Origin of the sequence: Acinetobacter sp. Ac_5812, from assembly GCF_013072695.1 — a bacterium.
Classification (GTDB): Bacteria; Pseudomonadota; Gammaproteobacteria; order Pseudomonadales; family Moraxellaceae; genus Acinetobacter.
In genome coordinates, this window is the sequence record NZ_LXUK01000009.1 from 199,141 (window position 1) to 225,612 (window position 26,472).

The following is a 26,472-nucleotide window of genomic DNA, read 5'->3' on the forward strand; positions in this document are numbered from 1 at the left end:
AGACATTTTAGCGTTTCAAAGAAGCACTAAAGTTCAACATTCGATCTAAGGGTAATTTCGCCCGTTCAGCTAGGGCTGGATCGACGTGTATTTCTTGATCAGCATGCTGTAATACATGCAAAATGCCATCAAGTTCATTCATTGCCATCCACGGGCAATGTGCACATGAACGACAAGTCGCCCCCTCACCTGCAGTTGGTGCTTCAAATAATTCCTTATCTGGCGCTGCTTGCTGCATTTTGTAGAAAATACCGCGATCTGTTGCCACGATCATTTGTTTATGCGGCAAGGTCTGTGCAGCTTTGATCAGTTGCGAGGTACTTCCCACTGCATCTGCAATATCCACCACCGATTCAGGTGATTCAGGATGAACCAATACCGCTGCATCTGGATAGAGCGCTTTCATCTGCGCAATACCACGCGCACGGAATTCTTCATGCACGATACATGCACCATCCCACAACAACATTTCAGCGCCGGTTTTCTTTTGAATATAGCGACCTAAATGCTGATCTGGTGCCCAAATAATTTTTTCACCCAAACTATCTAAATGTTCAATGATCTCAACCGCACAACTTGATGTCACCACCCAATCGGCACGCGCTTTCACAGCCGCTGAAGTATTGGCATACACCACCACGGTATGATCAGGATGCTGATCGCAGAATGCTGTGAACTCATCCACAGGACAACCCAAATCGAGTGAACAGGTAGCTTCTAAAGTTGGCATCAACACTGTTTTTTCAGGTGATAAGATTTTTGAGGTTTCGCCCATAAACTTTACGCCTGCCACCACAAGGGTTGTTGCAGGATGATCACGACCAAAACGTGCCATTTCCAATGAATCAGAAACACAGCCACCTGTCAGTTCGGCAAGCTCCTGCACTTCAGGATCACAGTAATAGTGAGCCACAAGCACTGCATTGCGCTTTTTCAACTCGGCTGCAATTTGGGCAAACTTTTCTTGTTTCACTTCTGGGCTAAGGCTATTGTCCTTTGGCTCGCCCAAACGATCTAAATGCGCCTGCACAATATTTTTGGCTTCGTTCGCAATTAAATTCGCATCATTCATAAAACGTCTTCTCTATCCTGCGTGCTTGCATTACTGCAAACTTTTAACGTGGGTAATGGCGTGATCATTTGGGAAAAATCACCTCATCCACAAACTAGCTTATAAAAAAAGCCCCACTGTGGAGGCTTTATTATAACGCAAATTTATGAGCGATAATCGGCATTAATTTTGACATAGTCGTAAGAAAAGTCACAGGTATAAACCGTATCTTTTGCTATACCACGACCGAGGTCAATACGAATGCTAATTTCTTTCTCAGCCATGACGGCTGCGCCCGCTGCTTCGGTATAGTCTGGGTTTGCACCACCATCTAGGCAAATCTGTACATCACCCAGCCAGACTTGAACTTTGCTGCTATCTAGGTTTGGTACACCCGCCTTACCAATCGCCATCACAATACGACCCCAGTTTGGATCTGAGGCAAATAAAGCTGTTTTAATAAGTGGCGACTCAGCAACACTATAAGCAACATCACAACATTCTTGGGTATTGGCGCCGCCTTCCACCTGAACGGTAATGAATTTGGTCGCCCCTTCACCATCACGCACAATTAATTGCGCCAAACGATTCATGATACGTGCAAGCACATCGAGCACTTGTTGATAACGTGCATCGTCTTGGCTCTGAATTTCAGCACCACCAGCTAAACCTGTCGCCACAAAGATACAAGAGTCATTGGTCGAGGTATCACCATCAATGGTAATGCGGTTAAAAGAATGCTCAACCGTAGTTTGCAATAACCGCTGTACCAATTCAGCACGAATCGGCGCATCGGTTGCAACGAAGCTCAACATAGTCGCCATATTCGGACGAATCATGCCAGCGCCTTTGCTGATTCCCGTCATGGTATAGCTCACACCATCCAGCTCAAACTGTTCAGATGCACCTTTTGGTGTGGTATCGGTGGTCATGATGCCTGATGCCGCGTCCGCCCAGCGATCCGCATTTAAATCATTTAATGCAGGTTGAATACCTTGTACTAAACGTTCAATCGGGAGTTGCTCACCAATCACACCAGTTGAAAATGGTAAAATCTGATTGGCTTGAACACCAGTTAACTCAGCCAACTTGGCACAAGTGGCTTCTGCATTTTTATAACCGACTGTGCCTGTTGCAGCATTGGCATTACCCGTGTTGATGATCAGGTAACGTGGTGTGTTCTCGGCCAAATGCTTTTTACTCAATTGAACAGGTGCAGCCGCAAAAGCGCTTTGAGTAAATACTCCAGCAACGTTTGAGCCTTCGGCCAATTCAAAAATGACTAAATCTCGTCGATTTGGATAACGTACATACGCCTCAGTTGAGCCAATTTTTACACCCTGCACCACATGCATAAGTGGCATTGTTACGTCACCAACAGCCATTTTTAAACTTCCATTAATTGAGCTTTAAAGATATTAGTTTGATATTTAATTAGGAGATTTATTTCATCGGAGTCTTATTGAACTTTCATCCCATTTCTGAGTAAGCCTTCGGCTCGACCTACTTTTCTTTCGGGAAAAGTAGGCAAAACCATTTGTCACCCGCAAAACCTGTTCATTTCTTGCATCTATCTAATTTCAATCATCAATACAATATTTGCATCTTCTTTAAATCGGGCAGGTTGCGAGTGACGTTCCCACGTATCAAAAATCTACTAAGGTTTATATACCAAACCTTGCCTTAAAAGCTTATGCTAAATAATCAGAAAAATCGAGTTTTTATCCATGAACTAAGTAGATTTACTTTGTTCCAAACTCAGTAAAATCTGCTTCTTATCCAAACCACCCGCAAAACCCACCAGCGCCCCACTCGACCCAATCACCCGATGACACGGCGCAATAATCGAAATCGGATTTTTACCATTGGCGGCTCCAACAGCACGTACCGCTTTTTCATTCCCTAACTGAATAGCAATGTCTTTATAACTACGCGTTTCTCCAAAAGGAATGGTCAATAAAGCCTGCCAAACCTGTTGCTGAAATGCGGTACCTTGAAAGTCCAAAGGCAAATCAAATTGCTGACGCTGCCCTGCAAAATACTGTTCTAATTGTTGTTTAACCCTATGCAGCATTGGATGCTGATGATCTTCAACTAATTCAGACAGTCGCACCCGTTTATGGTCTTCATTGTCCCACATCACGGCGACCAGTGCCTGATCATGAGCAACCAGCTTTAATGCACCCACAGGAGAATCCATGTACATATACACCAGTTGCATCACGCTCTCCTAAAGCATTAATTTGATGATAACTTCATCAATACAAGACCTGAAACGATTAATACCGCTGCGATCATACGCATAGCCGTCATTGGTTCATTCAAGATCAAAATACCAACAACAAATGATCCAATTGCCCCAATTCCCGTCCAAATGGTATAAGCCGTTCCAAGTGGAAGTGTCCGCATCGACATGGAAAGTAATACCACACTTAAAATCATGAAAACAATGGTCACGATACTTGGCGTTAACTTGGTAAATCCTTCAGACATCTTCATGGAATATGCCCAAATGACTTCAAAAATACCTGCCAAAATTAAAATTGCCCATGCCATTTTATTACGCTCAACTTTATCGATTGTCGGGTCGTCCCAACGTGATTTTTTCGAGGGAGGTCGTCCTCCTAGGTGCAGCAGTGTACTGTAAAACATGAAAATTATGTAATTTGTTATGTATCTAAAATCACTAAGACATTGAAAAGATAAGCGTTCTATTAAAATGCATTACTGCCAGATAATCTGATCAACCCGCATCAACTCACATGCACCATTACCCGTATCCTCTCGAGATAAAGAGCTTTTCCAACGCCAACCTTCTTGGGTCTGAATCTCAATCAAAGAACCCTTTAAATACACCAAATCATCTTGTTTAATTTTTTTCATTTGTGCTGCAATTGCGGCATTGGCGGGGACCAAATGCATATTGGCACTATGTGTTGCAATCTGCCGCAGTGGGATTGGGGGTTCCTGATCAATAGACCAACGATACCAGCGGTTACTTTGAGAAATATCAAGCTGTTTGTAGACCTGAGGATTGGCCATTTCCCCCCAGCCTACGGCAATATCCATAGGAGAAAACTCAGCTTCACGCCCTAAATGATAGTCTTCTCTCGACAGTACACGAAATGAGCCTTCATAATTTTCTAAAGCCACAACTTGTACCCCTTGCTGAGTCGTAATCTGACTGATATCAGGTGTCGGTTTAATCCATTTTGTCCACAGCATCCAGCCGAGTGCAATCACTAGCAAGCCATACATCCATCTCGGCATGTTATTGATCCTGTTTATTGCTTAAAGCTTTTATCCATTGCTTTAATCGCGCTAAAGCAGTTGAAAAGAACTGTTGAATCAGGCTTAAGATATTTTCATCTTGCTGCTGATCTTTATTCTGAGCGACTTGTGATTTAGAGGTCGCCAGTTCCATCGGTTCATAATGCGGCATGGTTTGCTGTAATTCCGCACCAAGATTCAAGCGCTGTAATGCGGCAGTCACCTCAGCAATCGGGTCCTGATGATAGAGGGCTAAATGGCGTGCTTCTAAATCAATACAGTGTTCAATGAGTTGATCTGAAAAAGGCAGTAATGCTTTTCTTACGCGCTGCTCTTCTACAGCACTACTCATATGAGGGATATAGTAAAAACTCACATTCATACTGCCATCGGCAGGAATCAACTCAAGCTGAGAAGCCGACACACGTTGAGATTTTTCTCTCAAGTTAGTCGACGCGTTTAGTTTATCTATTATTGGATTGTCTTGTTGTTCTAAAGCCATTTATGCACCATGAATGACTCAAAAAAGATACTGTCAGTATAAACCAACAGTATCTTGAAAAAATGACATTTTAAACAAAATATCAGAACTTTAGCGACAGACCAGCACCATAGACCCAACCTGTTTTGGAGTCACTGGCGGTTTGCCAGTTGGTTTCCTTACGCCCTTTGCTATAACCATAGCCAACATCGATAAAAGGCATCACTCGATTCTTGACGATTTCATAGCGGGTTTTAACCCCCACTTCAGCATCGGCAAGCCCTGTTTTAGCAGCATACTTGGATTCATCTCGCAGTACCCATTCCATTTCCAGATATGGTTGCAGAATCAACTTTTGAGTCAGCAACAAATCTCGTTCTGTTTCCAACACAAAGCGCCATTGTTGGTCTTGTCCGACATACAGATGTGCATCGGTTTCGAAGAAATACTGCGCCATGCCGTGAAAACCGACAACACCCTCAAATTGTTCCTTATCCACCTCACGTTCAGGGTTATAGCGATAATTTACCCCAGCTTGCACATCCCAGAAATCTGCAATATTCCGACTGTATAGCGCAGCCAGACTTTGCTCCGATTTTTCTGACTCAGCTTTGGCATAATCAGCAAGGATAAATAATTTATTTTCATCAGTTCCCACCCAAGTTTTTAACTTGGATTTGAGTGTGCCCTGCCCATCTTCATCCAACATCCATTGCGTATCTAACTGTGTCGCCTGATAAATTTGCCCACCATGCTCCTTATAATGGCCCGCATGTTCATCTTTATTTTGCGCCTGTGGAGGAATAGTTGAGTTTTGATGTTGCGAATGATCCATAGCAGCAGAAGCGCTCATGGGCATATTCTGCTGTGCAGGCATATCCATTTGCATTGAATGATCATGTCCTTCATGTGCAAAAGTGAATGTACTTAAAGAAGAGACCAATCCACCCATCGCCAATAATTGCGTATAACGTTTCATCTTAGAAGATTGCTTAGTGATGTGCATGGCTTGCTCCTTGAGAAGATTGAACAGGGGTTGCTGGTGCAGCTGTACTTCCGTCTACATTAGCGACAATCAACTTACTCATCATGCCCGCACTCATGTGATACAACAGGTGGCAATGGATCGCCCACTCTCCAATTTCATCCGCAGTCAGTAAAGCCGTAACCGTCTTGCCCGGTGGTACAACCAAGGTATGTTTATTTGGCATATCCTGTGGTGCTTGACCATTTTCCAGCTGCATAAACATGCCATGCAAATGCATCGGATGCGCCATCATACTTTCATTGACAAATTTGAGTCGGATACGCTCGCCATAACGCACGGTTAAAGGTTTAAAGTCAGGATCGCTAAATTTCTTGCCATCAATAGTCCAGATATAACGCTCCATGGTACCGCCCAAACGAATCACCACTTCACGTTCTGCTGGACGACTATAGTTCTCAGGCTGTGGATTTAAGGATTGTAAATCTGCATAACTTAACGCCTTATGCCCCGCAGGCGTTACCGCATTGGCCCAACCTTGTACAGTATCCGTGTTTGATGCTTCAGCAGTTGTAGCTGATTGATGCTGGCTATGATCCATATTGCTCATATTCATTTGAGCATGTGCACTGTGATCCATAGCGGGCTGCGAAGTTGTTGCTGTCTTCACCTGATCTTGTGGCATCTGGTGCTGGCTATGGTCCATATTGCTCATATCCATTTGAGCATGTGCACTGTGATCCATAGCGGGCTGAGAAGTTGTTGCTGTCTTCACCTGATCTTGTGGCATCTGATGCTGACTATGATCCATATTGGCCATATTCATTGGCTGATCTGAACCATGATTCATTTTGCCCATATCCATCTGACCATGTGAACCATGTGAACCATGTGAACCATGTGAACCATGATCCATGCCCATATCTTCCATGGTCAACAAGGCACGTGGTCGCGCTTTAGGGATTTGAACTGCTAGAGTATTGGGTGTCATGTCATTGTGTAATGAAGCAATAGCAAAGCCAGTACGATCAATCGATTCCGCTTCGATTTGATAATGGGCCTGTTTTGGTTCGACCAGTACGTCATAGGTTTCAGCTGTACCGATACGGAACTCATCCACAGGAACAGGTTTGACTGGCTGACCATCAGCACTGACCACGGTCATTTTTAAGTTGGGAATACGCACATCAAAGAAAGACATTGCTGAAGCATTGATAAAACGTAAACGTACTTTTTCACCCGCGTTAAAAGCACCGGTCCAGTTTTGTTGTGGAGTCTGACCATTGACCAAGAAGGTATAGCCGTCTACATCGCCCATGTCAGTTTTGGCCATACGCATCTGATTCCATGCGGAACGATCTTGCCACGTGGCTTTCAAACCCTGCGTTTTAACTTGTTTCCAGACATCACCCAGTGTTTCACGATGGTTTTGATAGTATTCAGCAGACTTTTTCAAATTTGCCATGATCTTGTCACTTTCCGTTTCATGGAAATCCGACAACATCACCACATAATCCCGCTGTGCTTTTTCATGTGCAGCAACAGGTTGCTTGCCTTTTGGATAAATCACCAACGCGCCATATAAACCGTCTTGTTCCTGGCCTTTGCTATGCGCGTGATACCAATAGGTTCCGTTTTGACGGACTTTAAAGCGATACTCAAAACTGCCATTTGGCTTGATCCCTTGGAAACCATTAAAACCAGGCACGCCATCCATCAGCCCAGGCAACAGCAGTCCATGCCAATGCAAAGAGGTATCTTGATTTTTGAGTTGGTTATGCACATGAATCACTGCTTCATCGCCCTCTTCAAACTCTAATAGCGGGGCGATAAATTTACCGTTTACAGTAATGCGTTTGACGGGTTTGCCAGTGACATTCACTGTCCCTTCATTAATGTTCAGATGATATTCTTTAATTGCAGCCAAAGTATAAGGCGCAAACAGTAGACTTAAGCTAGCAACAACACCAGCGTATAGTTTTGAAGACATGATAATTTCCTAATCTGTTAACTTTTCAAATTGCTCTTTTCATGAATAGAAAGAGCCTGTAAAGGCAGACCAGGCTTTAGGAGGACGTAAAATCTCTTGCCAATAACCAGCAAGGTGTCGAGCTTGATAGTCCGTATTGGTACGTGTGCTGAGCTCTAAAAACGGTGAAGATGCTAAACTTGGGCTGTTTTGATCCAAACCCAGATTTATACTTTGACAATGTGAGGTACTATTGCAGTCCAGACAATGTTGATCGCTATGCATTTTTCCATCATGGCATTGTGCTGAACTCAGTAAGTCACTTTTCGAACTTGGCATATGATGATGTTGATCCATCATTTGCTGATCATGACATGCCATGGCTGGAATTGAAGCTGAGGTATTTTGATCGGATTGAATCGCTTGAACAGCAGCCATAGCCACGCCACTTCCCCCGATGAAAAATATCATCAGGAATACAAACCACACACGTTTGTATCGCTTAAGAAGTTGCACTTAATGTTCCTTGTTTCAATCATCAAAAAAGATTTGACTCTGCCTAGGATAAGTTCTTTTGCAGTTATACACAATCATCTTTATGTTTGAATTTCGATAATTCTAGCCAAATCGTGCTGCAAACTGCTGTTTTATCAAGCTAAACGGCATCCCAACAAGCATGGACAAAAATAAAGCAAAATGAATAAGTTAATGCACAAAAAAAGGACAGAAAACTGTCCTTTTTTCATCATTTTGTTGTGAATATAAACAACTGAAATCATTTTGTTTATTTTAACAACATCTTATCCACCTGCTTATCAACACGGTTATCCACCGAGTTATAAACAAAGTTATCCACAGGTTTATGTGAATAATAGAATGAAAATACTAAACTTCTTTTGCACCAACTTGTGCCAATTCTGCACGCATTTGATCAATCACGGTTTTATAGTCTGGCTGACCAAAAATCGCTGAGCCTGCAACAAACATATCTGCACCCGCTTCCGCGATTTCACGAATATTGGCTGGCCCTACACCACCATCCACTTCTAAACGGATATCACGGCCACTGGCATCAATAATTTGACGCGCTTGACGAAGCTTTTCCAACGTCATTGGAATGAATTTTTGCCCACCAAAACCAGGGTTTACACTCATCAATAAAATTTGATCGACTTTATCCAATACATAATCAAGATAGTGCAACGGCGTTGCAGGATTGAAAACCAAACCTGCCTTGGCACCACCAGCCTTAATCAACTGCAACGAGCGATCAATATGATCGGTTGCTTCCGGATGAAAGGTAATAATGTCTGCACCGGCTTCCAAGAAATCACCGATCATACGATCAACAGGAGAAACCATCAGATGCACATCAATCGGCGCTTTGATGCCATAATTTTTCAGTGCCTTACAAATACCAGCACCAAAAGTCAGGTTAGGTACATAGTGGTTATCCATCACATCAAAATGTACAACGTCTGCACCTGCAGCTAAAACTTTTTCTACGTCTTCACCTAAACGTGCAAAATCAGCAGATAAAATCGAAGGTGCAATTAAATAAGGCTTGGACATGGATGACCTGGCAAACGCTAAGAAAATGATGCATGGATTATAGCAAATTTAACAGACTTAAGTCTGTTACAAAGTCATTATTAGGGCATTGCAAACTTGCAACACCACGTTGCATCTGCACTATTTTTATCTTTTCTCAGCTTTGCTATGGTATGAAGTGAAATAACAGGATATCTAAAACATGAACAGTACGACTCAAATCACAACCACTGAAGGGAAACGAATCAGTAAGCGTTTACTCAACCATTGGAAACATAAATTTGAAGTCTTGGAAACCGAAACCCATTCAAAAATTTTTATGCCGACTGCCACTGTGACGCTTACACCACAGGAACAACATTTGGCTGTACTGATTGAAAATCAACAAGAAGATGTGGCTCGTCTGGAACAGGTGGTGATTGATCATTTAAACCGTATGGCGCAACAGGAATTTATAGCGGAATGGCAGCATAGTTAAAAAATTGAAAAAAGTGTTCAATTAGCTGGCAGATCAATCTTTCAATTCAATCTGTCAGCTTAAATTAAGTTAATTAAAAATAGTATTTTGTTTTGGATATCATGTATGCCTTAAATAGGGAAAGCATATGAATAAGAAACTTTCATCCATCATTTTAATAACTGTAATCATCAGCCTAACGACCGTCGGTTGTAGTAAAAAACAAGAAAAGCATGAGGCTGCCGAGACAAGTGCGGCGACAACAGAACATCCATCAGCTGAAGCGCAAACAAAAACAGATCGCTTCAGTATCGATCAAATTCCGATTTCGAATGTTGAACTTGGAGATTTTCCATTTATTCAATTGCCTAAAGGCTATCATTTTGCTCATCAATCCACTGAAAACTTCGCTCAAATGGAGTTTTGGGTCGGAGATCGATTAGAGAAAGTTGAAGGTCAGCTTTTTAATGGACGAATCGATGCTGAAGAAAATAACAAACAAGCCTCCTTCTTGGAGTTACAGCGTAATTTGGATGCGGTTATTAGCAGCTTAGGCGGCAAAAAAATTACAGACAGTAAAATCCCGACAGAGCTGGCTAGCCAACTTTCAGAAAAATATGGCGTAGCTTATGTAGAGGGCTTAGGAGATATTTATAATAATCCGACACAAAGCTATGTGATTCATCAAAATCACCGAGATATCTGGTTTCAAATCACTCAAAGCGGACTATCAGCGGGATTATTGGTCTTAGAAACCCGACCAGTACAAATAACCGCACAAGCACTTTCGGCAAATCAGTTAAAAGCAGCTTTGGATCAGAACAATAAAGTGGATATACAGATTAACTTTGAAACAGATAAAGCAACACTATTAGCAGACTCAGATGAACAAATTACCCAAATACTGAACTTATTAAAAAGTGATGACGCTCTAAAACTTGGAATTAATGGCTATACCGATAACTCAGGTGAGTCAGCACATAATTTAAAACTCTCTAAAGCAAGAGCACAAACCGTTGTCAAAACATTGACCTATGCAGGGATTGATTCATCCCGTTTAAAGGCGCAAGGCTTTGGCGATAGCAAACCCGTTTCCAGTAATGAGAGTGAAGAAGGTAAAGCAAGAAACAGAAGAGTCGAATTAGTAAAATTATAATGCGCTAACAAATTAGGGGCTGTTGGCATTTCAGCTATGCCTTATGTTATTGACTCAAACAACAGCCCCTAAGCAGAACCTTTTGGTTGTTAATTTTTTTCTAATTGAATCGCATGAAACTGTAAATGATCATCGATAAAACTTTGAATGAAATAATAGCCGTGATCATAGCCTTTGTGCTGGCGTAAAGTCAGGTGTTGCCCTGCATCCAGACAAGCTTGCTTGAACTTTTCAGGATTCAATTGCGCATAGAACTGATCATCCAAACCTTGATCAATTAAAATTTCATCAAACACACTGCCCTTTTCCTGCACCAACGCTGTCGCATCATGTGCGAGCCATTGTTGTTGGTCTGCACCTAAATATTGGCTGAATGCTTTTTCACCCCAAGGACAGAGACTCGGCGCACAAATCGGCGCAAAAGCTGAAACTGATTTAAATTGTTCGGGATATTTAAAGGCCAAGGTCAAGGCACCATGCCCACCCATTGAGTGCCCAAAAATACCAATTTGGTTCTCAATCACCGGAAAATCTTGCAAGACATGCGCATACAGTTCATCAACCAGATAAGACTCCATTTGATAATGCGCTGCCCAAGGCTGTTGGGTTGCATTGATATAAAAACCAGCCCCTTGCCCAATATCCCAATGATCGCCTTGAGCGACATTATCTCCACGCGGAGAAGTATCGGGCGTAATCAAAATCAGACTTAATCGAGCAGCCATCCGTTGTGCATGTGCTTTGATGGCAAAGGTTTCTTCGGTACAGGTCAGTCCTGCAAGATAAAACAAAGCTGAACAAGGCTTACCTGCCAAAGCAGCAGGAGGCAAATAAACGCCCACTTTGCTGCTTCCCTTTAAATGTTGCGACTCCAGCTGATAAATACGTTGTTCACCCTCAAAACAGCGGTTTTTTTGCAGTAGCTGCATGTTCATCATCCTGTGTTTTGGTTATATCTGTTGAAGCGATATTTTGCGTTGGAAATAAATAGGGCTCAAGCTGTGGCAACATCAGTTCCATATTGCGGCCAATCGCCCACTGTGGCTCAGAAGGTTCTACACCCTGTGCTATTTCCCATTTGGTCACAGTTTGCTTGGCTTGCTCAAATGCAGTTTTCATTGAGTATTGTTCGCGCATCGCCAAATCAAAGAATGCTCGACCAAAATAAGTATAATCCGCTTCATTGTTGCAACCAAACGAGGTTTTATCTGCAGCAGATGCGGTAATAATTAAAGTATCAGGTGACTGTAGCGCCGGAATAAAGCTACCTGAATAACAAGCAGAAATCACAATGACACGCCAGCGAATGCCCGATTTATCCAATGTCTCTCTTAACCATTTTGGATCAACTTGATCTAAATCCAAAGGCGCATTTTCAATTTCAAAATGATTGCGTTCGCCGTGTGAAGTCATATAAAGAAACAGCACATCGCTATCACGATTCATTTGCTGGCCAATACGGCGTAAAGCCAATTCCATACTGGTCTTAGAGGCTATTGGGACGTCCAAGCGTGTTGCTGGATTATTAATCAGCATAATCGAGCGCCCAAAAGTGCCAAAACGGGTGTCAAATTGCTCTCTTATGCGCTCAATTTCAGATTTAAATACATCCACATAGCTATCACCAGCCACCCCCATAAAATACCAATGGCTTTTGGCGATATCTCCATATTGAATCTGATCCAGCGCTTTATCTAACAAATGACTTTGCGCATAAAAAGCATCTTCTGCAAAACTTGGTGGTGTTGCCTCGACTTTCCAAATCGGCTGATCTTTCACTGAAAGTTGCCAAACCACCATGGTGGCAATGGTTGCCACAAACACCAAGGCACGTTCCCACCAAGGCCAATTCAAGGCACGTGAAAAAACCCAGATCACTGCCAAACTTTGCCAAACAAAGAGGCCAACAAATAAAGGTGGTAAGAATCCGTTATAAATACTGTCAGGGATAAAGTTAAGATAGCCGTTTGAACCCAAATACTGAATGGCGCATTGCAACAATAGAATATTGGTATCCAATACGAGCCATAACAAGGCAGGTACCAACATCAGACGCGGCTGGTTCATGCGTTGTGACAGGAAAATACCAACAATCAGAGCAATAAACGGCCAAAGTGCATAACCAATCAGACCTTGAGCATTAAACTCTCCGACTTGTCCAGCCACCAACCAGCTATATAAAGAGTTGGTACAGCCCCCTAAAATACCCCAAATAATCAGCTGGGTAATCGAGGGATGAACGACCTGCAAGGAACGACGTGACCCGAGGAACAACCACATTCCAGCAATTTGGTTACTTTTAAAATCATGCCAGATATTAATAGAGGGTTTGAGGTCGATCATAAAATTCTTCGGGAGTTTCTCTTTTCAAGCCTAAACTGAAAATATGCCATTCTAATGATTGAATGCGCAGTACTTTTCCTAAAAGACGCGATGCGTGACTGTAGTGTAAGCTCGACAAGAATTTTTTAGCAATCATGCTTTTGCACTATATCACAAATCTTTACCGAGCATTGACGCAAGCCAAACAATCATTCAATTCTGATTCAAATTTGACCTTTTGGAAAATAGGCATCAAAACGGCAAGCATCACCAAGCCATTGATGATCAGGCGTTTGATCTGCCAGATAAACTGCATGGCGTGGACGCTTCACAATGACACGTTTGGCAATTTTTTGCGCCAGATCCAGCAGTTGATCGCCTAAATCCATCTCGCCATCCTCAGGCAACAACATATGCAACAATTGCATTTGTTTTTTGACTTGCGCCTGTTTTTTTACGGCTTGCTGATTCTGATCACGCTGCGGGAACATTGGATCTAAATACACCACATCCACCTGTTCACCTTGCTGCCCCAATTGCTGTAAATAGGTATTGGAATCTGCATAAATCAGCTCGATCCGTTGCATAAAGCTTTGCAAAAATGGATCTTGTTCGGCTTTGGCTTTGCTGTATTCCAATAACACAAACAGAATCGGATGACGTTCAATCAAACGAACATTCGCACCGAGGTAGGCCATGAGTAAACTGTCATGACCTAAACCCGCAGTGGCATCAATTAAGGTTGGCTTTTCACCCAACTGACAGGCTCTGGCAATCATTTCAGATTTCAGGCTGGCTCTTTTTAGGCGAGGAATTTCTGCACGCCAATCCGGCTGCATTTTCATGCCATTGGCAGCAAGACTAAGTCCATCCTCATCCAAAACCAATGCCATGTCAGGATTCAAACGTAAAAAACGTGCATTCACCTTTTCAACCGCCTGCCCGTTGAGCTGCACATTCAGTTCAGCCAAATGCGTGTGCAGTTGTTGAAACGACTGTTCATATTCCGTTTGATACCAACACCCGATTTGCATTACCAATGCACCCAACCTGTCCACCATGTTGCAAGAATAAACAAACCAAAGATAATGCGATAATAAGCAAATGCAGTGAAGTCATGCTTGGATACATAACGAATCAAAGCGCGAATCACCACCAAAGCAGAAACAAAGGCAACAATGATTCCTACGCCTAACACGGCCATATCATTGCTATGCAACTCATGACGCATCTTGTACATATCCAGTAAGCCTGCACCCATCAGCACTGGAATCCCTAAAAAGAAGGAAAACTCTGCTGCAGCTTTACGTGATACGCCTAAGAATAATGAGCCAATAATAGTCGAGCCTGAACGAGACGTTCCTGGAATCAAAGCCAAACACTGAATCAAACCAATTAAAGTCGCTTGCTTAAAACTCAAATCATCAACTTCTTGAGTCACGATCTGATGTGGGCGACGTTCCGCCCATAAAATAATAAAACCACCGACAATCAAGGCAATCGCAACGGTAATGGCATTAAACAAATAGGCTTTGACCACATCACCGAAGGTCAAACCAATAATCACAATTGGAATCGAGGCAATAATCAGATTCAGGCTTAGGCGGCGACCTTGCTCTTGTCCTGTGAGTGCGCCAATCAGTGCGCCCCACAACTTACCCCAATATTCATAGATCACGGCTGCAATTGCACCAATCTGTACAGCCACCGCAAACATATCTCGTTTTTCAACCGTCCAGAAATCCAACAGTTGACCGGTTAAAATCAAATGTCCTGTACTTGAAATTGGTAGAAATTCAGTAATCCCTTCTACCAACCCCATGATCGCTGCTTTAAATAGCAATAAAAGATCCATAATTAACCTTAGTTCGCTTTGCCTTGTTCGGGAATTTTTTTCCAAGCATCATCACGTAAATACACAGGCAATGCGTGTTCAGCATCCACCCATTTTTGCTGCGCCGCATAGACTCGAGCGATGCTCGCAATATCCTGCGCCGTTGCCTTGATGTTGACATTTGACGTGTGCTGACTGGAAGCCACTTCCGAGTCTATCGCAGTTGGCTTAATTAATTCTGAACCCGAACCAATCGCTGTAAATTGACAATATGCTGTGGCCTGCTCATAACTTAACAATTTCTCATCATCAATGGCCTGCATGATGCCCTGCTCATCCAGACTAAAATTGGCAATGTAGACTTCTTGCATACGTGCATCAAGAACAGCCGTCACTTGTTTTAGACCATTAAGACGATAAGCCGCCTGTGCCAAAGCCTGTAAACTCGAAACAGGAATAACAGGTAAATCTTGTGACCATGCTAAGGCCTGTGCTACCGCCGCATTAATCCGCACACCACTGAATGAACCTGGGCCACGACTAAAAGCAATCGCGCCTAAGTCAGCCAATTGCGTATTGGTTTGCAACAGGGCTTGTTCAGTTAAAGGTAAAATAGTTTGAGTTTGTGCCTTGGTTCGCTCATCCAATTGAAAATAGAGTTCTTGAGTATCATCAATTAATGAAACAGAACACTGCTCATTTGCAGTTTCCAATGCAAGCAACTTCATGCAAAAACCTTAGAGAAAAAGAGATAAAAAACGTCGAGTATCATACTCCACTCAAACACGATAGGCGAGTTATTGTCTTTTTATCGCCATAAAAAAGCCAAGCATAAGCTTGGCTGATTACACTGAAATGATTAAAACTGGAACGGCTCTAAATTTAAGAAATTTTTATAATGTTCTGCATAATGCAATGCACTTAAACGTAATCGGGCAGCTCCCTGCTCATCCAGCGTTTTCACTACTTTACCTGGTGATCCCATCACGACTGAATTATCAGGAATCACTTTCCCTTCAGGAATCAATGCATTGGCTCCAATAATACAATTCTTGCAATCACTGCATGATTGAGAATTACAGCATTCATACCAATTAAGGAATTATCACCAATCGTACAACCATGCAACATCACCTTATGCCCAATCGTGACATATTCACCCACATTCAATTCAATGCCTGCATCAGTATGTAATACTGCATTTTCCTGAATATTAGAGAAATTACCAATCCGAATCACACAATTATCGGCACGAACCACAGCTCCAAACCAAATGCTGACCTGACGTCCTAATTCAGCCTGACCAATCACGGTCGCCGTGGGTGCAACCCAACCATCCCAAGGTTCATGTAAAGCTTTTGGGCTCAATCCCTGATAGGTATACATCATGATCAATAACTCTTAAAAAATTAGAATTTAGATAAACCAAAATGAGGCGGATTCACCAAGAATGGCCAATTCTTTTGATAGCCCAATCCATATTGAAATAAAGAAATTAACATGCGAGCCGTAAGTCCCCACACAACTTCGCTTTCCACCTGCATACTAGGAAAATAAAGCGACTGCCGTGCCAATCGGACTTCATAAGGCAAAGGCGGAGCATCCATCAACGCTTGTAAAGGTGCAAAGAAAATTCGATCAATTTCTGTAGGTTGAGCGATTAAATCGACTTGAGCTGGTATTAAGCCCACAATGGGTTTAACCGAGAGACCACTTCGCGCACGCTGAATCGGTAAATCACCCAAAAGTTTAACATCAAATGGATTTAGGGCAGTTTCTTCCTGTGCCTCACGTAATGCAACCACAATATTACTGGTATCACTTGGATCACGTTTTCCACCGGGAAAAGACACCTCTCCCGCATGTTGAGACAGTTGCATTGAACGGCGTGTCAGTAGAACTTTCGGTTGAATTTCTTGGGTAATTGCAATCAAAACCGCAGCATCCGCCTGCTGGATTCGTTTGGAAAAACGCAACCGTTGTTGTAAAAGCTGTATTAACGATGGTTCTTCCATATGACTCATCTCTTTGTTCTCTTTTTCCTTACTCAGCATCATAGCTGAAATTTTAACTGCAATCATAGATCATGATGCGAAGTCCTCAAAATTCAGTTATGCTGAGCTATCTCTACGGCTGATGATAATTATGAGCTTTTGCGTTGCGTGTGGACATCAAACTGAAGCAAAAATTCCAGTAGGTGATCATAAATCACGACTTGTCTGCACTCACTGTGGCAACATTCACTATGAAAATCCCAAAGTGATTTGTGGTGCTTTAGCGCTTTGGGACGATAAAGTTTTGCTATGTCGTCGCGCAATTGAACCACGTTATGGTTTATGGACTTTACCTGCTGGTTATATGGAACTCTTTGAAACCATGGAGCAAGGCGCTGCAAGAGAAACTCGCGAAGAAGCCGAAGCTGAAGTTGAGATTGAACAACTATATTGTATGTACAATATTCCACGTATTGGTCAAATCTATGTCCTATTCAAAGCACAATTAAAGCAAGGTTTATTTGGTGCTGGCGAAGAGAGTATCGAATGCCGTTTGTTTGAAGAACATGAAATCCCTTGGACAGAACTGGCATTTCCGAGTGTAGAACAGACACTTCGACATTATTTTTCTGATCGTAAAACAGGGCTTTTTCCAACCCATTTAGAAACGCTGGGAACACGACTTGACCATACGGGTTAAAATAAAAAAGACCGCAATTGCGGTCTTTTTTATTGATATATATTAAGATTTCACTTTAATTGCATTACATGCTGGTATTCTTTGGTCTGCAATACGGATACTTGCAGTTCCTTGGTACCCTTTTGCAAATGCACGTTCCTGAGCCGTTGGTTCAATAAACTTGCTCTTATCTGTTCCTTCTTTATCATAGATATTAATATACGTTGTGAGATATAGCGCAGAATTATTCAACCAAGAAACTGTATTATTTGCAAAGTTGGTTAAGTTAATCCCTGTCGCTTGTCCATTTAATAAATTATGCACATTAATTTTCGCACCACTGATATTCGTCTGACCATCTAAGGAGGTAAAATTTAAACCAAGTAACACGCCATCAATTGCGCCAAATTTTGGATTTGCAAAAATCATACGAACTGTAATCGACTTATCATTGGCTGAATAAAGTGCTCCACCTGTCGTACCCACTCGATATTGTGCTACACCATACTCATCAATATATGAACCATCTGCTTGTGGTTCTGCTTTAGCACAACTCCCAGACATATCTGTTGCTGTTGCATCCTTTTTAATATCAGTTCGAATATCGCCATGTTCATCAATCACAATCCCTAAATCTACTGGTGAGATACTCGCGTCCTGAAATTTAAAGGTTAAAGTTGCATATAATGGGAATGCATAGCGCTGTCCAGATCGAACATTAGCTTCTGTAGTAAAAACATCTTTTGGTAAATAACTGGCTGGGTTAAGCCTATAGACATCAGTCACGCCTTTATAATTTACGCCAGCAATACTCTGCTGCCATAAACCTAAATCTTTTGCATTGTTAAATGGATCTGTAGATTTAGCTTTCGTCAATTGTCGATAAACTGCTTCTGTACTAGCAATATTGGTTCCATTAATGAATTTACCTTGTGTTATTAGCACATCTTCGGCTGAATTATTATTTAATGTAAAATGTAAAGGCTGACTTTGATTAACTTCTTGACTAATTATATTAAACCAATCTTTCTGTGCATTGACTTGCAACTTATCAGGTTTAGTATTTGTAAGTAATACCATTGGTGGAGATACAATACTATTGGTAATAACGGGGCTACCTCGCCATTGTTGACCTTGACCAATGATATATCCTTGACGATCTGTCAGCAATTCAAAACGTCCCATCATGTGTCGTAAACTAGCACCTTTATCCTCTCCGATATTGAAACAGTCCTTATACAGCTCTCTATTACATCCGAAAAAACCATCTGGGGCTACACCACTCCCCTCGTTGGGTACTTCAACAGTTGTACCATTGCTGCCTGCTTTAAAAAGTGGAAGTTCTGCATACCATACGCCCATATTACTTAAATTGAGTAGCTGGGTAACTACAGCAAATGCTTGATCATCATTGACTTTACTAACATCCAACCATGGTTTTAAAATTTCGGCATATGCCCCACTGCTTAATTCAGTACTCCCAATATCACGACTGATCGCAGCAAGCGTATTTTTCTTTTCCGTGGTGAACTCAATTGGTTGTATATCACCGATAATATTTAGATCATTTGTAATACTCTGACTCTGGAAAATTTTAACCAAAGCCATTGCGACTCTGATCGTATTATCACTCATACTTAAACTGGCCGGTGTTTGCCCCGTTAAACCCGACGCCAGATCAACGATACGAATACGTGTAGGTACTGCTGCCACTTTGATTTTGGTGATTTTATCTAACTGAATTGTACCTAAACTAATTTTCCGCGGGCTGTCAGCACCTTGTAAATAGAAAGTTATGGTATCTCCTAATTTACATGCGCCTGTAACAATATTGCTATCTAGCTTTGTAGCAAAGTGATTGACCTTGTCACTACTACAATCAAAATTTAGACCTGCAACGGGATAATCTAATACAAACTGCAGACAATCATCCGCCGTCACATTACAGCTGGTATTAGAAGTAACACCTGTTACTCCTTTGGTTGGATCCTCATTGATTTTAGTACTTTCACTACCACAACCATGTAAAAAAATAGCCAACGTTGAAAAAGCAAATGGCAATAATATTTTTTTATTCATCATTGATTCATCCTATCCGTACTTACTGTAAAACAGAAATTCTTATCTGTCCTTGATTAGAGAGTTCTTGCTCAGAAACATCAACTGCCGATGCTAATGGTGTCATCATCACATAACGAACATCTTTAGGTACTTTTATCACACCTTGAATAGCAGAGTGTTGCAACACTGTCGCTGCAGTTGTGCTATTTTTAAAACCACTGACACCCTCAGCAATACATCCTTTTTCATCGAGAAAAACAACCAGTGGCCAGTAATACACTGGTTTACTGTTATTAGAAGAATATGAGTCAATCTGCATATATTGAATTGAGGTATCTAACTTCAAAAGCTCATATTCAAACTTTTCCTTTAGTGGCTTTCGAGGCCAAAGTCCAACATCTTTATTCAAAGTCAAAGTTTTGATCGACTTTTTATAATCTTCTAAAAAGCAGCGATCATTTTCAAAAGCAGCTTTTAGATCTTCACTCGATAAACTCACATAGGTGCTAGATAACACGATTGGAGCTGCGGATTGCTGTGAACGATTCAATAATTTATCCAAAACTGACCGACTTACTCCTTTTTTTCGTTCAATCGTTTCTGTACGCCCAGTGCCGTCAGGTATCGTATAAAAGCGTTTTTTGCCATCGAGATTAAATTCTTGATTTTCTAAATATTCATTATTGACATAATCAACACCATCAACCCGACTAAATCCATTAGATGAGATTGCCTCATCTGAAGTGCCTTGAGCTAACGGTGCTTTTTCTATCACAGCTGTGTTTTTTTCAACTGTTGGCTTCTCTATCCTCAATGAGCTTGTAGGTGCTTTACTCACTTTTGATTGCTCAACAGGTACAATCAGAGGCTTTGTTGTCCCCCTGTCCATCCTATCAGATGAACCCATTGGTTCTATTTTATGCTGTTCTATCGTAGGTTTAGCACCTTCATCGGTGTTAATAGCCTTAGGCAGATTTTTTTGGGCCTCAACTGCTTGAGCATATTCAATCTTTTGCTGTCCAATAGGCATGACAATCGTCTTTACCGTACTGGAATGGTCAATAGTTGGCTGAACCGTTTTTTCAGTAACAATTTCCTGTTTCTGCTTATTTGACTCTACTTCCTTTTTTTCGGCTCTCATCGGCACAATCATAGGACGACCATCTGGTCCAATAATTGTATAGAAACCATCTGCATAAACAGCTGAAACACTTGATACCATTAAATAAAATAATGAAATAGCAAGTGTCGATTTTTTAGCCCTTTTCTTTTGCATTACCATCTTGTTCTGTAGTTAATCCCGAGTAAAGTGACTTTGGTATTTGTTTTTACATTTAAGCCCGCATACGGGTTGAGTAACAGGTTATTTACACCTGTCTGGTTGGAAAGGCTACTTGTATTTGCTGGAATATCATCACGACTACGTAAGAAACCTAATGATAAATCTAAGTCTGTATCCTGATCAAAACGATAACCAATGCCCAAACCAAACAATTGCGCATTATTAATTGGTACCATGGTATTCCGTTTATCATCTGGAATCGAACTTGTACGCGGCTCATAGCCCATACGTAACTTCAAACGATCTGTCGCGGAATATTCAAAACCAATTCCCCAACGCCATGAAGACTGAAACTTCAATGGTAGAGAAAGTGAGCGATCTGTTACATCAGATGATAATAATTTAGCAACTTTTAACAGCGAAATTTGGCGATCAAATTCAAACCTAAATTTATCCCATGCTGAAAAGTCAGTCCATCCTAAATCAAAATTCATTTGCAGATCAGGTAATATTTTATATTTAATCCCTGCTTTAAAATGTTGTGGATATTTAAAATCCATTGCTAATAAACCTGATTCTACAGCCGGCGCGTAACCAGGAAATCCTAAAATTGCAGCAAGAATTTGACCTGTAGCTGATGAATTAAGGCCTGCAATCAAATCTCTAGGTGCTTGAGCTACATTAATTAGATATTTCCCATGCAAACGCATTTTTGCTTCACTTTGATATACCATACCAAAACTAAAATCATCAGTAGGTTCCCAAAGCAAACCTAAATTATAACTTGGACTTAGCGACTGCTCTAGTGATACATCTAGCGCGCCAACTTTACTAAATGGATTCATTCCCTCTTTAGCATTACACATACCAAATAGTAGAAGATCTGTAATAATGTCACCATTTTCTTTAAATGGTCCACATACCACCTCATCCACCATACGTAATACCCCAATTAATTCATTAGGGAAACGTAAGTCGGTTTTCATCGCAATCGCTTGATAGGACATTCCAAATGATGCCCCCAAGTATAAATTATCATTAACCTGATAACCAAATGAAGGTGACAAATAGGTAATACGCTCTAAGGCAACCTGTTGCCCCATATAGTTACTTGGATTACCATCTTCTGCCCCAAAACCAGCAACTAGAGGTGCATAAATCGCAGTCGCATAAGTTACCTTTGAACCAGGAGGTTTATAAGAAATACCTGCTGTCGGCGCAACTAATGGGGAATTCGGTCCTAAATCGACAATCTTCTTCAAAACAGGGACATAAATACTGGCATATTCAACGTCCCCATTTACAGTACCTTTAAAATCAGTACAAATATTTGCATCAACTTCAGGTCCGTCATTACATACTAGCGGATCATCAGAATAACCAAAAACGTTATAACCCGCTGGTGCTGCATAGTCTCGCTTAATAGCAAAATTGGCGAGAATCCCTTGTACGTCAGTTTGCAAACCGTCCAGTTTAGCAAGTGCTGCAGGGTTGAAGTGAACTGCACTAATCCCAGGGGGATCTGCAGTAACTGCATTCCCTAATGATAAAGAACGCAAATCTACAGATAGGTCTTGTCCGAGTTGTGCATGGGTAGCACTCGATAGCCCAGCAAAAAAAATCGCTATCGTTAATGGACATAATTTAAGGTGTTTCACCATTATTACATCTCCTTAACGAGCTTTTTTACCAAAACCTATGATATCAAGCGGGAAAGATAGGCCTAGTGATACATCTGGCGCATCTTCCGTTAAGCCGATCCCAACAGTACCATTGACAATTGTTTCAGGTGATACACGCACCCCTAAAGCAAATGACAGCATTGCACTACTCTGGTCAGCAGATTTATAGCTCTCATCATTCTCAAAATAGAATTTCGCACCTGTATTAAAGCTTTGCTGATATGACATGGTTAAAGACACATCATAGTTAAACGAATATGCAAAACCGAAAGAGAAACCGCCACTCAAACCTGGTTCGAAACTTTCTAAAACTCGGCTTCCTCTCAATTGATTCAGACCAGACTCTTTCAAACCATAATTAGTTGAAACCGATGCAAACAAGACCACAGGATCAATATACTTTCGCGTGCTCGCTCCTGCTCCAACAGAATAATACCCTTTACCCGTTGAGAGTTCATCCACACCCACTTCATAAGGACTATCTCCTGTTTTAGTCGATAGACTACCAAAGAGTACTAATGGTAAGCGGCCCTGTTTTAATGGAAACGGTTCCCAACGTGCACCAAAGTTAATATCGCCCAAACCTGCAGTTGTTTGGTCTTGTAATAAATCTTTTTTCGCAACAAAAGGCAATGATGCAGATAAAGTGACGTTGTCCAATAAACCATATTGGACCGTAAACGTATTGGTTAAAGTATGGTTAGCATCTTCCTCAACCCGTAATCTTGATAGAGAACTATTACTATCACTCATAGCCAAATCAAGGCGGCTATCACGATAGTAGGTATAATCAATATCATAATAAGATGAAAAAATACCTTTTTTAATTAATGAATATTGACGCTCATTTGAAGTGAATACTTCTTGTAAATTTGTTTCTTGAGTTGCGTCATTTTCTTTTTTCTGTAAAGCACTTGCAGCTTGATCAGCCTGACTTCCTTCAGCAACCGAGCTACTTTCCACAACAGGATTTGCTGGACTTTCAGCAATCGTATTCCCCTGTACATCCGCTACCGACACCTGACCTGTCTCAGATGTGACTGGGTCGGTAGTAGGTTGTTGTTCTGCTGCGTAAAGTGTTGATGTGATAGCACTTAAACTTAAGGCTAACACACTCATTTTCATCCATGTATGATTCATTTTACTTTGCATCCTATTACATTAATTTTACTGATTTTTCTAAACTTATTTCCGCTTGTAATATAAGCGCATATATGTCGTTATCGGTTGGTTATACGTTGCTGAATTGGTATCTGAATCCAATACCTTACGCATGGTTGAAGCTTTGTCAGCAAGGCGTTCAAACTTTTGCGTTGGGAACTGAATTTCAGCAAGGGCATATCGATTTACTGTTGCATCCTCTACATGACGCATATCTGCATCTTGCAATGCCAATAGATTCTTTTGGTATTGTTGAGGAATATCAACAATAAATAATGTATTGTTGTCCCATATTTCTTTAAACCGAGATTCATCAAAGCTGATATTGCCAAGTGCAGGATCAGCAACATAAACCCTTCCATCTTTATATGCTTTATATACGACAAAATGTTTAAAACCAGCATACGTAATTGGTACAATCGCGGGTTGTTTTAATGCTGTAAGATCTGAAAACTCTCCACGATATCCCCCACTATTAATCCCTAAAGCAGAAACAAAACGCTTCATATCAAGTAAAGAAAAACTTCGGCGTTCAATAATACGCTGGTATTCTCCGTATTGGAGTAAACCACTCATGGTTTGCTGTTCTGTAAGACGCAAACCACCATAGCCATTTAATAATGTAGTTAATGCTGCAGAACCACAACTATAATCATAAGCCTGACGTACAATCCCTCGGAATTGCTCCTCTACAGCTGGCTTAATCACAACTGATTCGCGATGATTCCGTGTAAAAGAAGGATAACGAGAATCCATGGTTTCTGTGTAATACACAGTCCCCGCTGGTTTTTTTTCTATTTCAAAGGCTTGCGTTGTAAAGTAATACATCAATGCCGAGCCTAAAGCGATCTCTAACATAAGTCTCTTTTTCTAACAATGGCAGCACTTGCCTTATTCATTTTATTTTTAGTGTCAATGACACTCCATCCCTGCAAATTGAAGATACCTTTTTTTATAAGAAAATACATCTTTTTTTTAGTTTTTTTTGACGAAATGTAAGAGAAAATACAATTGAGTAATAATTTAATAGATTATCGTGACTAAAGTTACATTAAAAAATGTAAATCACCTTTTATTCTTGATATAAATAAAAAAAGCGCACTATGTGCGCTTTCTTTATTTATAGGTTTAGTGACCAGAAATTGTAATCATAGAACCTTTTACGTTTGCTGTACCGTCGTTGTAGTAAGTCTGCATGCCTTGAACTTCAACATCACCAATTGATTTAGCTGCACCACTTCCTAAATGAACGCCTTTGATATATACATCAGTTGCTGGAGTCGTAGCACCAGAACCTGTAATAATACGTAAGTAACCGTTACTTGTATCAGTTTTACCAACTACGCTTACCTTAGCATTGACTGTTAAGTCAGCACCACTCGCATCTGCAACTTTAATGCTATCCAATTGAATTACACCAGCAGCACGGTTAGCAGCGCTAGAGCCTGTTCCATCACTACCAGTTGGTTTTGTAGAGTTATCAATAATGCCAAGGTTTTTAATTTCCAAACCACCGATCATTTTTGTATCCAATACAATCATAGCACCTTGAGGAGCAGCACCTAATTGAATGTTTGCAGAAGTTCTACCTGTTTTCAATGTTAAACCAGATAAAATTGCATTGTAATTAGAACCCGTGCCAGAATCTTTCGCACCACGACGAACCGCAGTTGTGCTTGGAGCATTTGATTCAGATACACCAATTTCACCGATGTAGATATCTAGACCAGAAACTGCAGCTGCAACGTTAAGAAATGCGCCATTAGTACCTGTACCTTTATCTGTATCAATCGACAGATCAGCAAGGTTATGTGAAGCTAACGCACGAGTATCATCAACATCAGTTGCATTAAGCATTGGAGCAGTAATTACGATACCATTCGTTGAGTTTAAATTTGTTGCACTCGGAGCTAAGCCATTACCCTTAATGACAATCGCGCCTGAAGAAGTTGTTGTAGCTGTACCTGTACCGCCCACAATAGCTGTACCATTCAAGGTTGCAGTAGTAGATAAACCATCATTATCATGGATTAAAACTTTTTCAATTTCAATCTTAGAAATACCAATACCAATATTGATACCATCTTGACCTGTTGCAGCGCTTAGTGCAGCATCATCCATTGACTGCATAGCCATTGCATTTGCGCTAATCGCCATTGAAGAAACTAAAGCTAGTTTAGTAAACATTTTCATTGAGCACTCTCCCAAGAGCATTTATTTTTTGACTTACACTACTCTAAACTGTTCACGGTCGTTTTATTCTTAAATGACAACTTGAACTTCCAATCCTTGAGTAGTTCGCTTAGCAATTACTAAATTACCTGTTTGTTATTTTATGTTCAACTCCTGTTAACCGTTTTTTATCCACAAACCGACAAACGGCATATAAAACACACAACACTCCATCCATCAAAAAAATATGACAACACTATGTAATTTTTGATTTTTTTAATAAAATAATTTTGTATATAAATAATAAAGTTTGGCGATGCTCCGTTTATCCCTATCCAAATACGTATAAGAAGTGTTAACAAAAG

General features: G+C 41.0%; 25 protein-coding genes and 1 pseudogene. 3 read left to right on the plus strand and 23 right to left on the minus strand.

The genetic code is table 11. From position 1 onward, the window contains the following. Nucleotides 1–7: 7 nt before the first annotated feature. The 10 genes from nadA to rpe form a co-directional block, all read right to left on the minus strand. Complete coding sequence (gene nadA / locus A7P55_RS08555) at nt 8–1,072, minus strand: quinolinate synthase NadA (RefSeq protein WP_004655525.1); 1,065 nt, start codon at nt 1,070–1,072, stop codon at nt 8–10. 143 nt (nt 1,073–1,215) lie between these two features. Further along, nucleotides 1,216–2,436, minus strand: coding sequence for a bifunctional glutamate N-acetyltransferase/amino-acid acetyltransferase ArgJ (gene argJ / locus A7P55_RS08560; protein WP_171551810.1), 1,221 nt, complete (start codon nt 2,434–2,436; stop codon nt 1,216–1,218). Between the two features lie 347 nt (nt 2,437–2,783). Next, entirely contained in the window at nt 2,784–3,272 is a 489-nt protein-coding gene (locus A7P55_RS08565; RefSeq protein WP_171551811.1) for a methylated-DNA--[protein]-cysteine S-methyltransferase, read from the minus strand. Between the two features lie 17 nt (nt 3,273–3,289). Beyond that, nucleotides 3,290–3,607, minus strand: coding sequence for a multidrug efflux SMR transporter (locus A7P55_RS08570; protein WP_004655532.1), 318 nt, complete (start codon nt 3,605–3,607; stop codon nt 3,290–3,292). A gap of 168 nt (nt 3,608–3,775) precedes the next feature. Continuing rightward, complete coding sequence (locus A7P55_RS08575; RefSeq protein ID WP_171551812.1) at nt 3,776–4,321, minus strand: hypothetical protein; 546 nt, start codon at nt 4,319–4,321, stop codon at nt 3,776–3,778. 1 nt (nt 4,322) lies between these two features. Continuing rightward, nucleotides 4,323–4,823 carry a cobalt transporter gene (locus A7P55_RS08580; RefSeq protein ID WP_171551813.1) on the minus strand — a complete coding sequence of 167 codons (501 nt, stop codon included), beginning with the start codon at nt 4,821–4,823 and terminating at the stop codon, nt 4,323–4,325. Between the two features lie 82 nt (nt 4,824–4,905). Further along, nucleotides 4,906–5,808: a copper resistance protein B gene (locus A7P55_RS08585; RefSeq protein ID WP_171551814.1), complete on the minus strand. Its 903-nt coding sequence runs from the start codon at nt 5,806–5,808 to the stop codon at nt 4,906–4,908. Next, nucleotides 5,795–7,777: a multicopper oxidase domain-containing protein gene (locus A7P55_RS08590; RefSeq protein ID WP_171551815.1), complete on the minus strand. Its 1,983-nt coding sequence runs from the start codon at nt 7,775–7,777 to the stop codon at nt 5,795–5,797. The genes A7P55_RS08585 and A7P55_RS08590 overlap by 14 nt, the downstream gene beginning before the upstream one ends. A gap of 39 nt (nt 7,778–7,816) precedes the next feature. Beyond that, nucleotides 7,817–8,272, minus strand: a complete 456-nt coding sequence (locus tag A7P55_RS08595) for a hypothetical protein (RefSeq protein ID WP_171551816.1) — start codon at nt 8,270–8,272, stop codon at nt 7,817–7,819. A 369-nt stretch (nt 8,273–8,641) separates the two neighbouring features. After that, nucleotides 8,642–9,328, minus strand: a complete 687-nt coding sequence (gene rpe, locus A7P55_RS08600) for a ribulose-phosphate 3-epimerase (RefSeq protein WP_171551817.1) — start codon at nt 9,326–9,328, stop codon at nt 8,642–8,644. Between the two features lie 181 nt (nt 9,329–9,509). Here rpe and A7P55_RS08605 point away from each other — a divergent pair, with 181 nt between their 5' ends. Both A7P55_RS08605 and A7P55_RS08610 read left to right on the plus strand, forming a co-directional pair. Continuing rightward, nucleotides 9,510–9,785, plus strand: a complete 276-nt coding sequence (locus A7P55_RS08605; RefSeq protein ID WP_171551818.1) for a DUF2218 domain-containing protein — start codon at nt 9,510–9,512, stop codon at nt 9,783–9,785. Between the two features lie 127 nt (nt 9,786–9,912). After that, nucleotides 9,913–10,920 (plus strand): OmpA family protein, encoded by a 1,008-nt coding sequence (locus tag A7P55_RS08610; protein ID WP_171551819.1) that lies wholly within the window; start codon nt 9,913–9,915, stop codon nt 10,918–10,920. 89 nt (nt 10,921–11,009) lie between these two features. Here the strand turns inward: A7P55_RS08610 and fghA are convergent, their stop codons facing one another. The 7 genes and pseudogenes from fghA to A7P55_RS08645 all read right to left on the minus strand — a co-directional run bounded on the left by fghA (nt 11,010) and on the right by A7P55_RS08645 (nt 17,100). Next, the gene (gene fghA / locus A7P55_RS08615; protein WP_171551820.1) at nt 11,010–11,849 is read right to left on the minus strand and encodes an S-formylglutathione hydrolase; all 840 of its coding nucleotides are present in this window, start codon (nt 11,847–11,849) and stop codon (nt 11,010–11,012) included. Continuing rightward, complete coding sequence (locus A7P55_RS08620) at nt 11,818–13,263, minus strand: C13 family peptidase (RefSeq protein WP_171551821.1); 1,446 nt, start codon at nt 13,261–13,263, stop codon at nt 11,818–11,820. Before A7P55_RS08620 ends, fghA begins: the two co-directional genes overlap by 32 nt. Before the next feature lie 203 nt (nt 13,264–13,466). After that, complete coding sequence (locus tag A7P55_RS08625) at nt 13,467–14,276, minus strand: class I SAM-dependent methyltransferase (RefSeq protein ID WP_023270757.1); 810 nt, start codon at nt 14,274–14,276, stop codon at nt 13,467–13,469. Then, nucleotides 14,276–15,097, minus strand: a complete 822-nt coding sequence (locus A7P55_RS08630) for an undecaprenyl-diphosphate phosphatase (protein ID WP_004655558.1) — start codon at nt 15,095–15,097, stop codon at nt 14,276–14,278. The genes A7P55_RS08625 and A7P55_RS08630 overlap by 1 nt, the downstream gene beginning before the upstream one ends. 8 nt (nt 15,098–15,105) lie before the next feature. Then, a complete protein-coding gene (gene tsaB / locus A7P55_RS08635) occupies nt 15,106–15,804 on the minus strand; it encodes a tRNA (adenosine(37)-N6)-threonylcarbamoyltransferase complex dimerization subunit type 1 TsaB (RefSeq protein WP_171551822.1) in 699 nt (232 codons plus the stop codon). A 131-nt stretch (nt 15,805–15,935) separates the two neighbouring features. Continuing rightward, nucleotides 15,936–16,462 (minus strand): annotated as a pseudogene (locus A7P55_RS08640) (gamma carbonic anhydrase family protein). 23 nt (nt 16,463–16,485) lie between these two features. Beyond that, the gene (locus A7P55_RS08645) at nt 16,486–17,100 is read right to left on the minus strand and encodes a CoA pyrophosphatase (RefSeq protein ID WP_171551823.1); all 615 of its coding nucleotides are present in this window, start codon (nt 17,098–17,100) and stop codon (nt 16,486–16,488) included. A gap of 121 nt (nt 17,101–17,221) precedes the next feature. Between A7P55_RS08645 and A7P55_RS08650 the strand changes: the two genes are divergently transcribed. Continuing rightward, the gene (locus A7P55_RS08650; RefSeq protein WP_171551824.1) at nt 17,222–17,770 is read left to right on the plus strand and encodes an NUDIX hydrolase; all 549 of its coding nucleotides are present in this window, start codon (nt 17,222–17,224) and stop codon (nt 17,768–17,770) included. A gap of 42 nt (nt 17,771–17,812) precedes the next feature. Here A7P55_RS08650 and A7P55_RS08655 read toward each other — a convergent pair whose 3' ends face one another. From A7P55_RS08655 to A7P55_RS08680, 6 genes are all read right to left on the minus strand, one after another. Then, complete coding sequence (locus A7P55_RS08655; RefSeq protein WP_171551825.1) at nt 17,813–19,831, minus strand: hypothetical protein; 2,019 nt, start codon at nt 19,829–19,831, stop codon at nt 17,813–17,815. A gap of 19 nt (nt 19,832–19,850) precedes the next feature. Beyond that, nucleotides 19,851–21,086 (minus strand): putative pilus assembly protein FilE, encoded by a 1,236-nt coding sequence (gene filE / locus A7P55_RS08660; protein WP_171551826.1) that lies wholly within the window; start codon nt 21,084–21,086, stop codon nt 19,851–19,853. After that, nucleotides 21,086–22,750, minus strand: coding sequence for an outer membrane protein transport protein (locus tag A7P55_RS08665; RefSeq protein ID WP_171551849.1), 1,665 nt, complete (start codon nt 22,748–22,750; stop codon nt 21,086–21,088). Before A7P55_RS08665 ends, filE begins: the two co-directional genes overlap by 1 nt. 15 nt (nt 22,751–22,765) lie before the next feature. Next, entirely contained in the window at nt 22,766–23,914 is a 1,149-nt protein-coding gene (locus A7P55_RS08670) for a transporter (RefSeq protein WP_216078002.1), read from the minus strand. 45 nt (nt 23,915–23,959) lie between these two features. Beyond that, complete coding sequence (locus tag A7P55_RS08675; protein ID WP_171551827.1) at nt 23,960–24,793, minus strand: C39 family peptidase; 834 nt, start codon at nt 24,791–24,793, stop codon at nt 23,960–23,962. A gap of 270 nt (nt 24,794–25,063) precedes the next feature. Continuing rightward, nucleotides 25,064–26,128, minus strand: a complete 1,065-nt coding sequence (locus A7P55_RS08680; RefSeq protein ID WP_171551828.1) for a DUF6160 family protein — start codon at nt 26,126–26,128, stop codon at nt 25,064–25,066. Between the last annotated feature and the right edge of the window lie 344 nt (nt 26,129–26,472).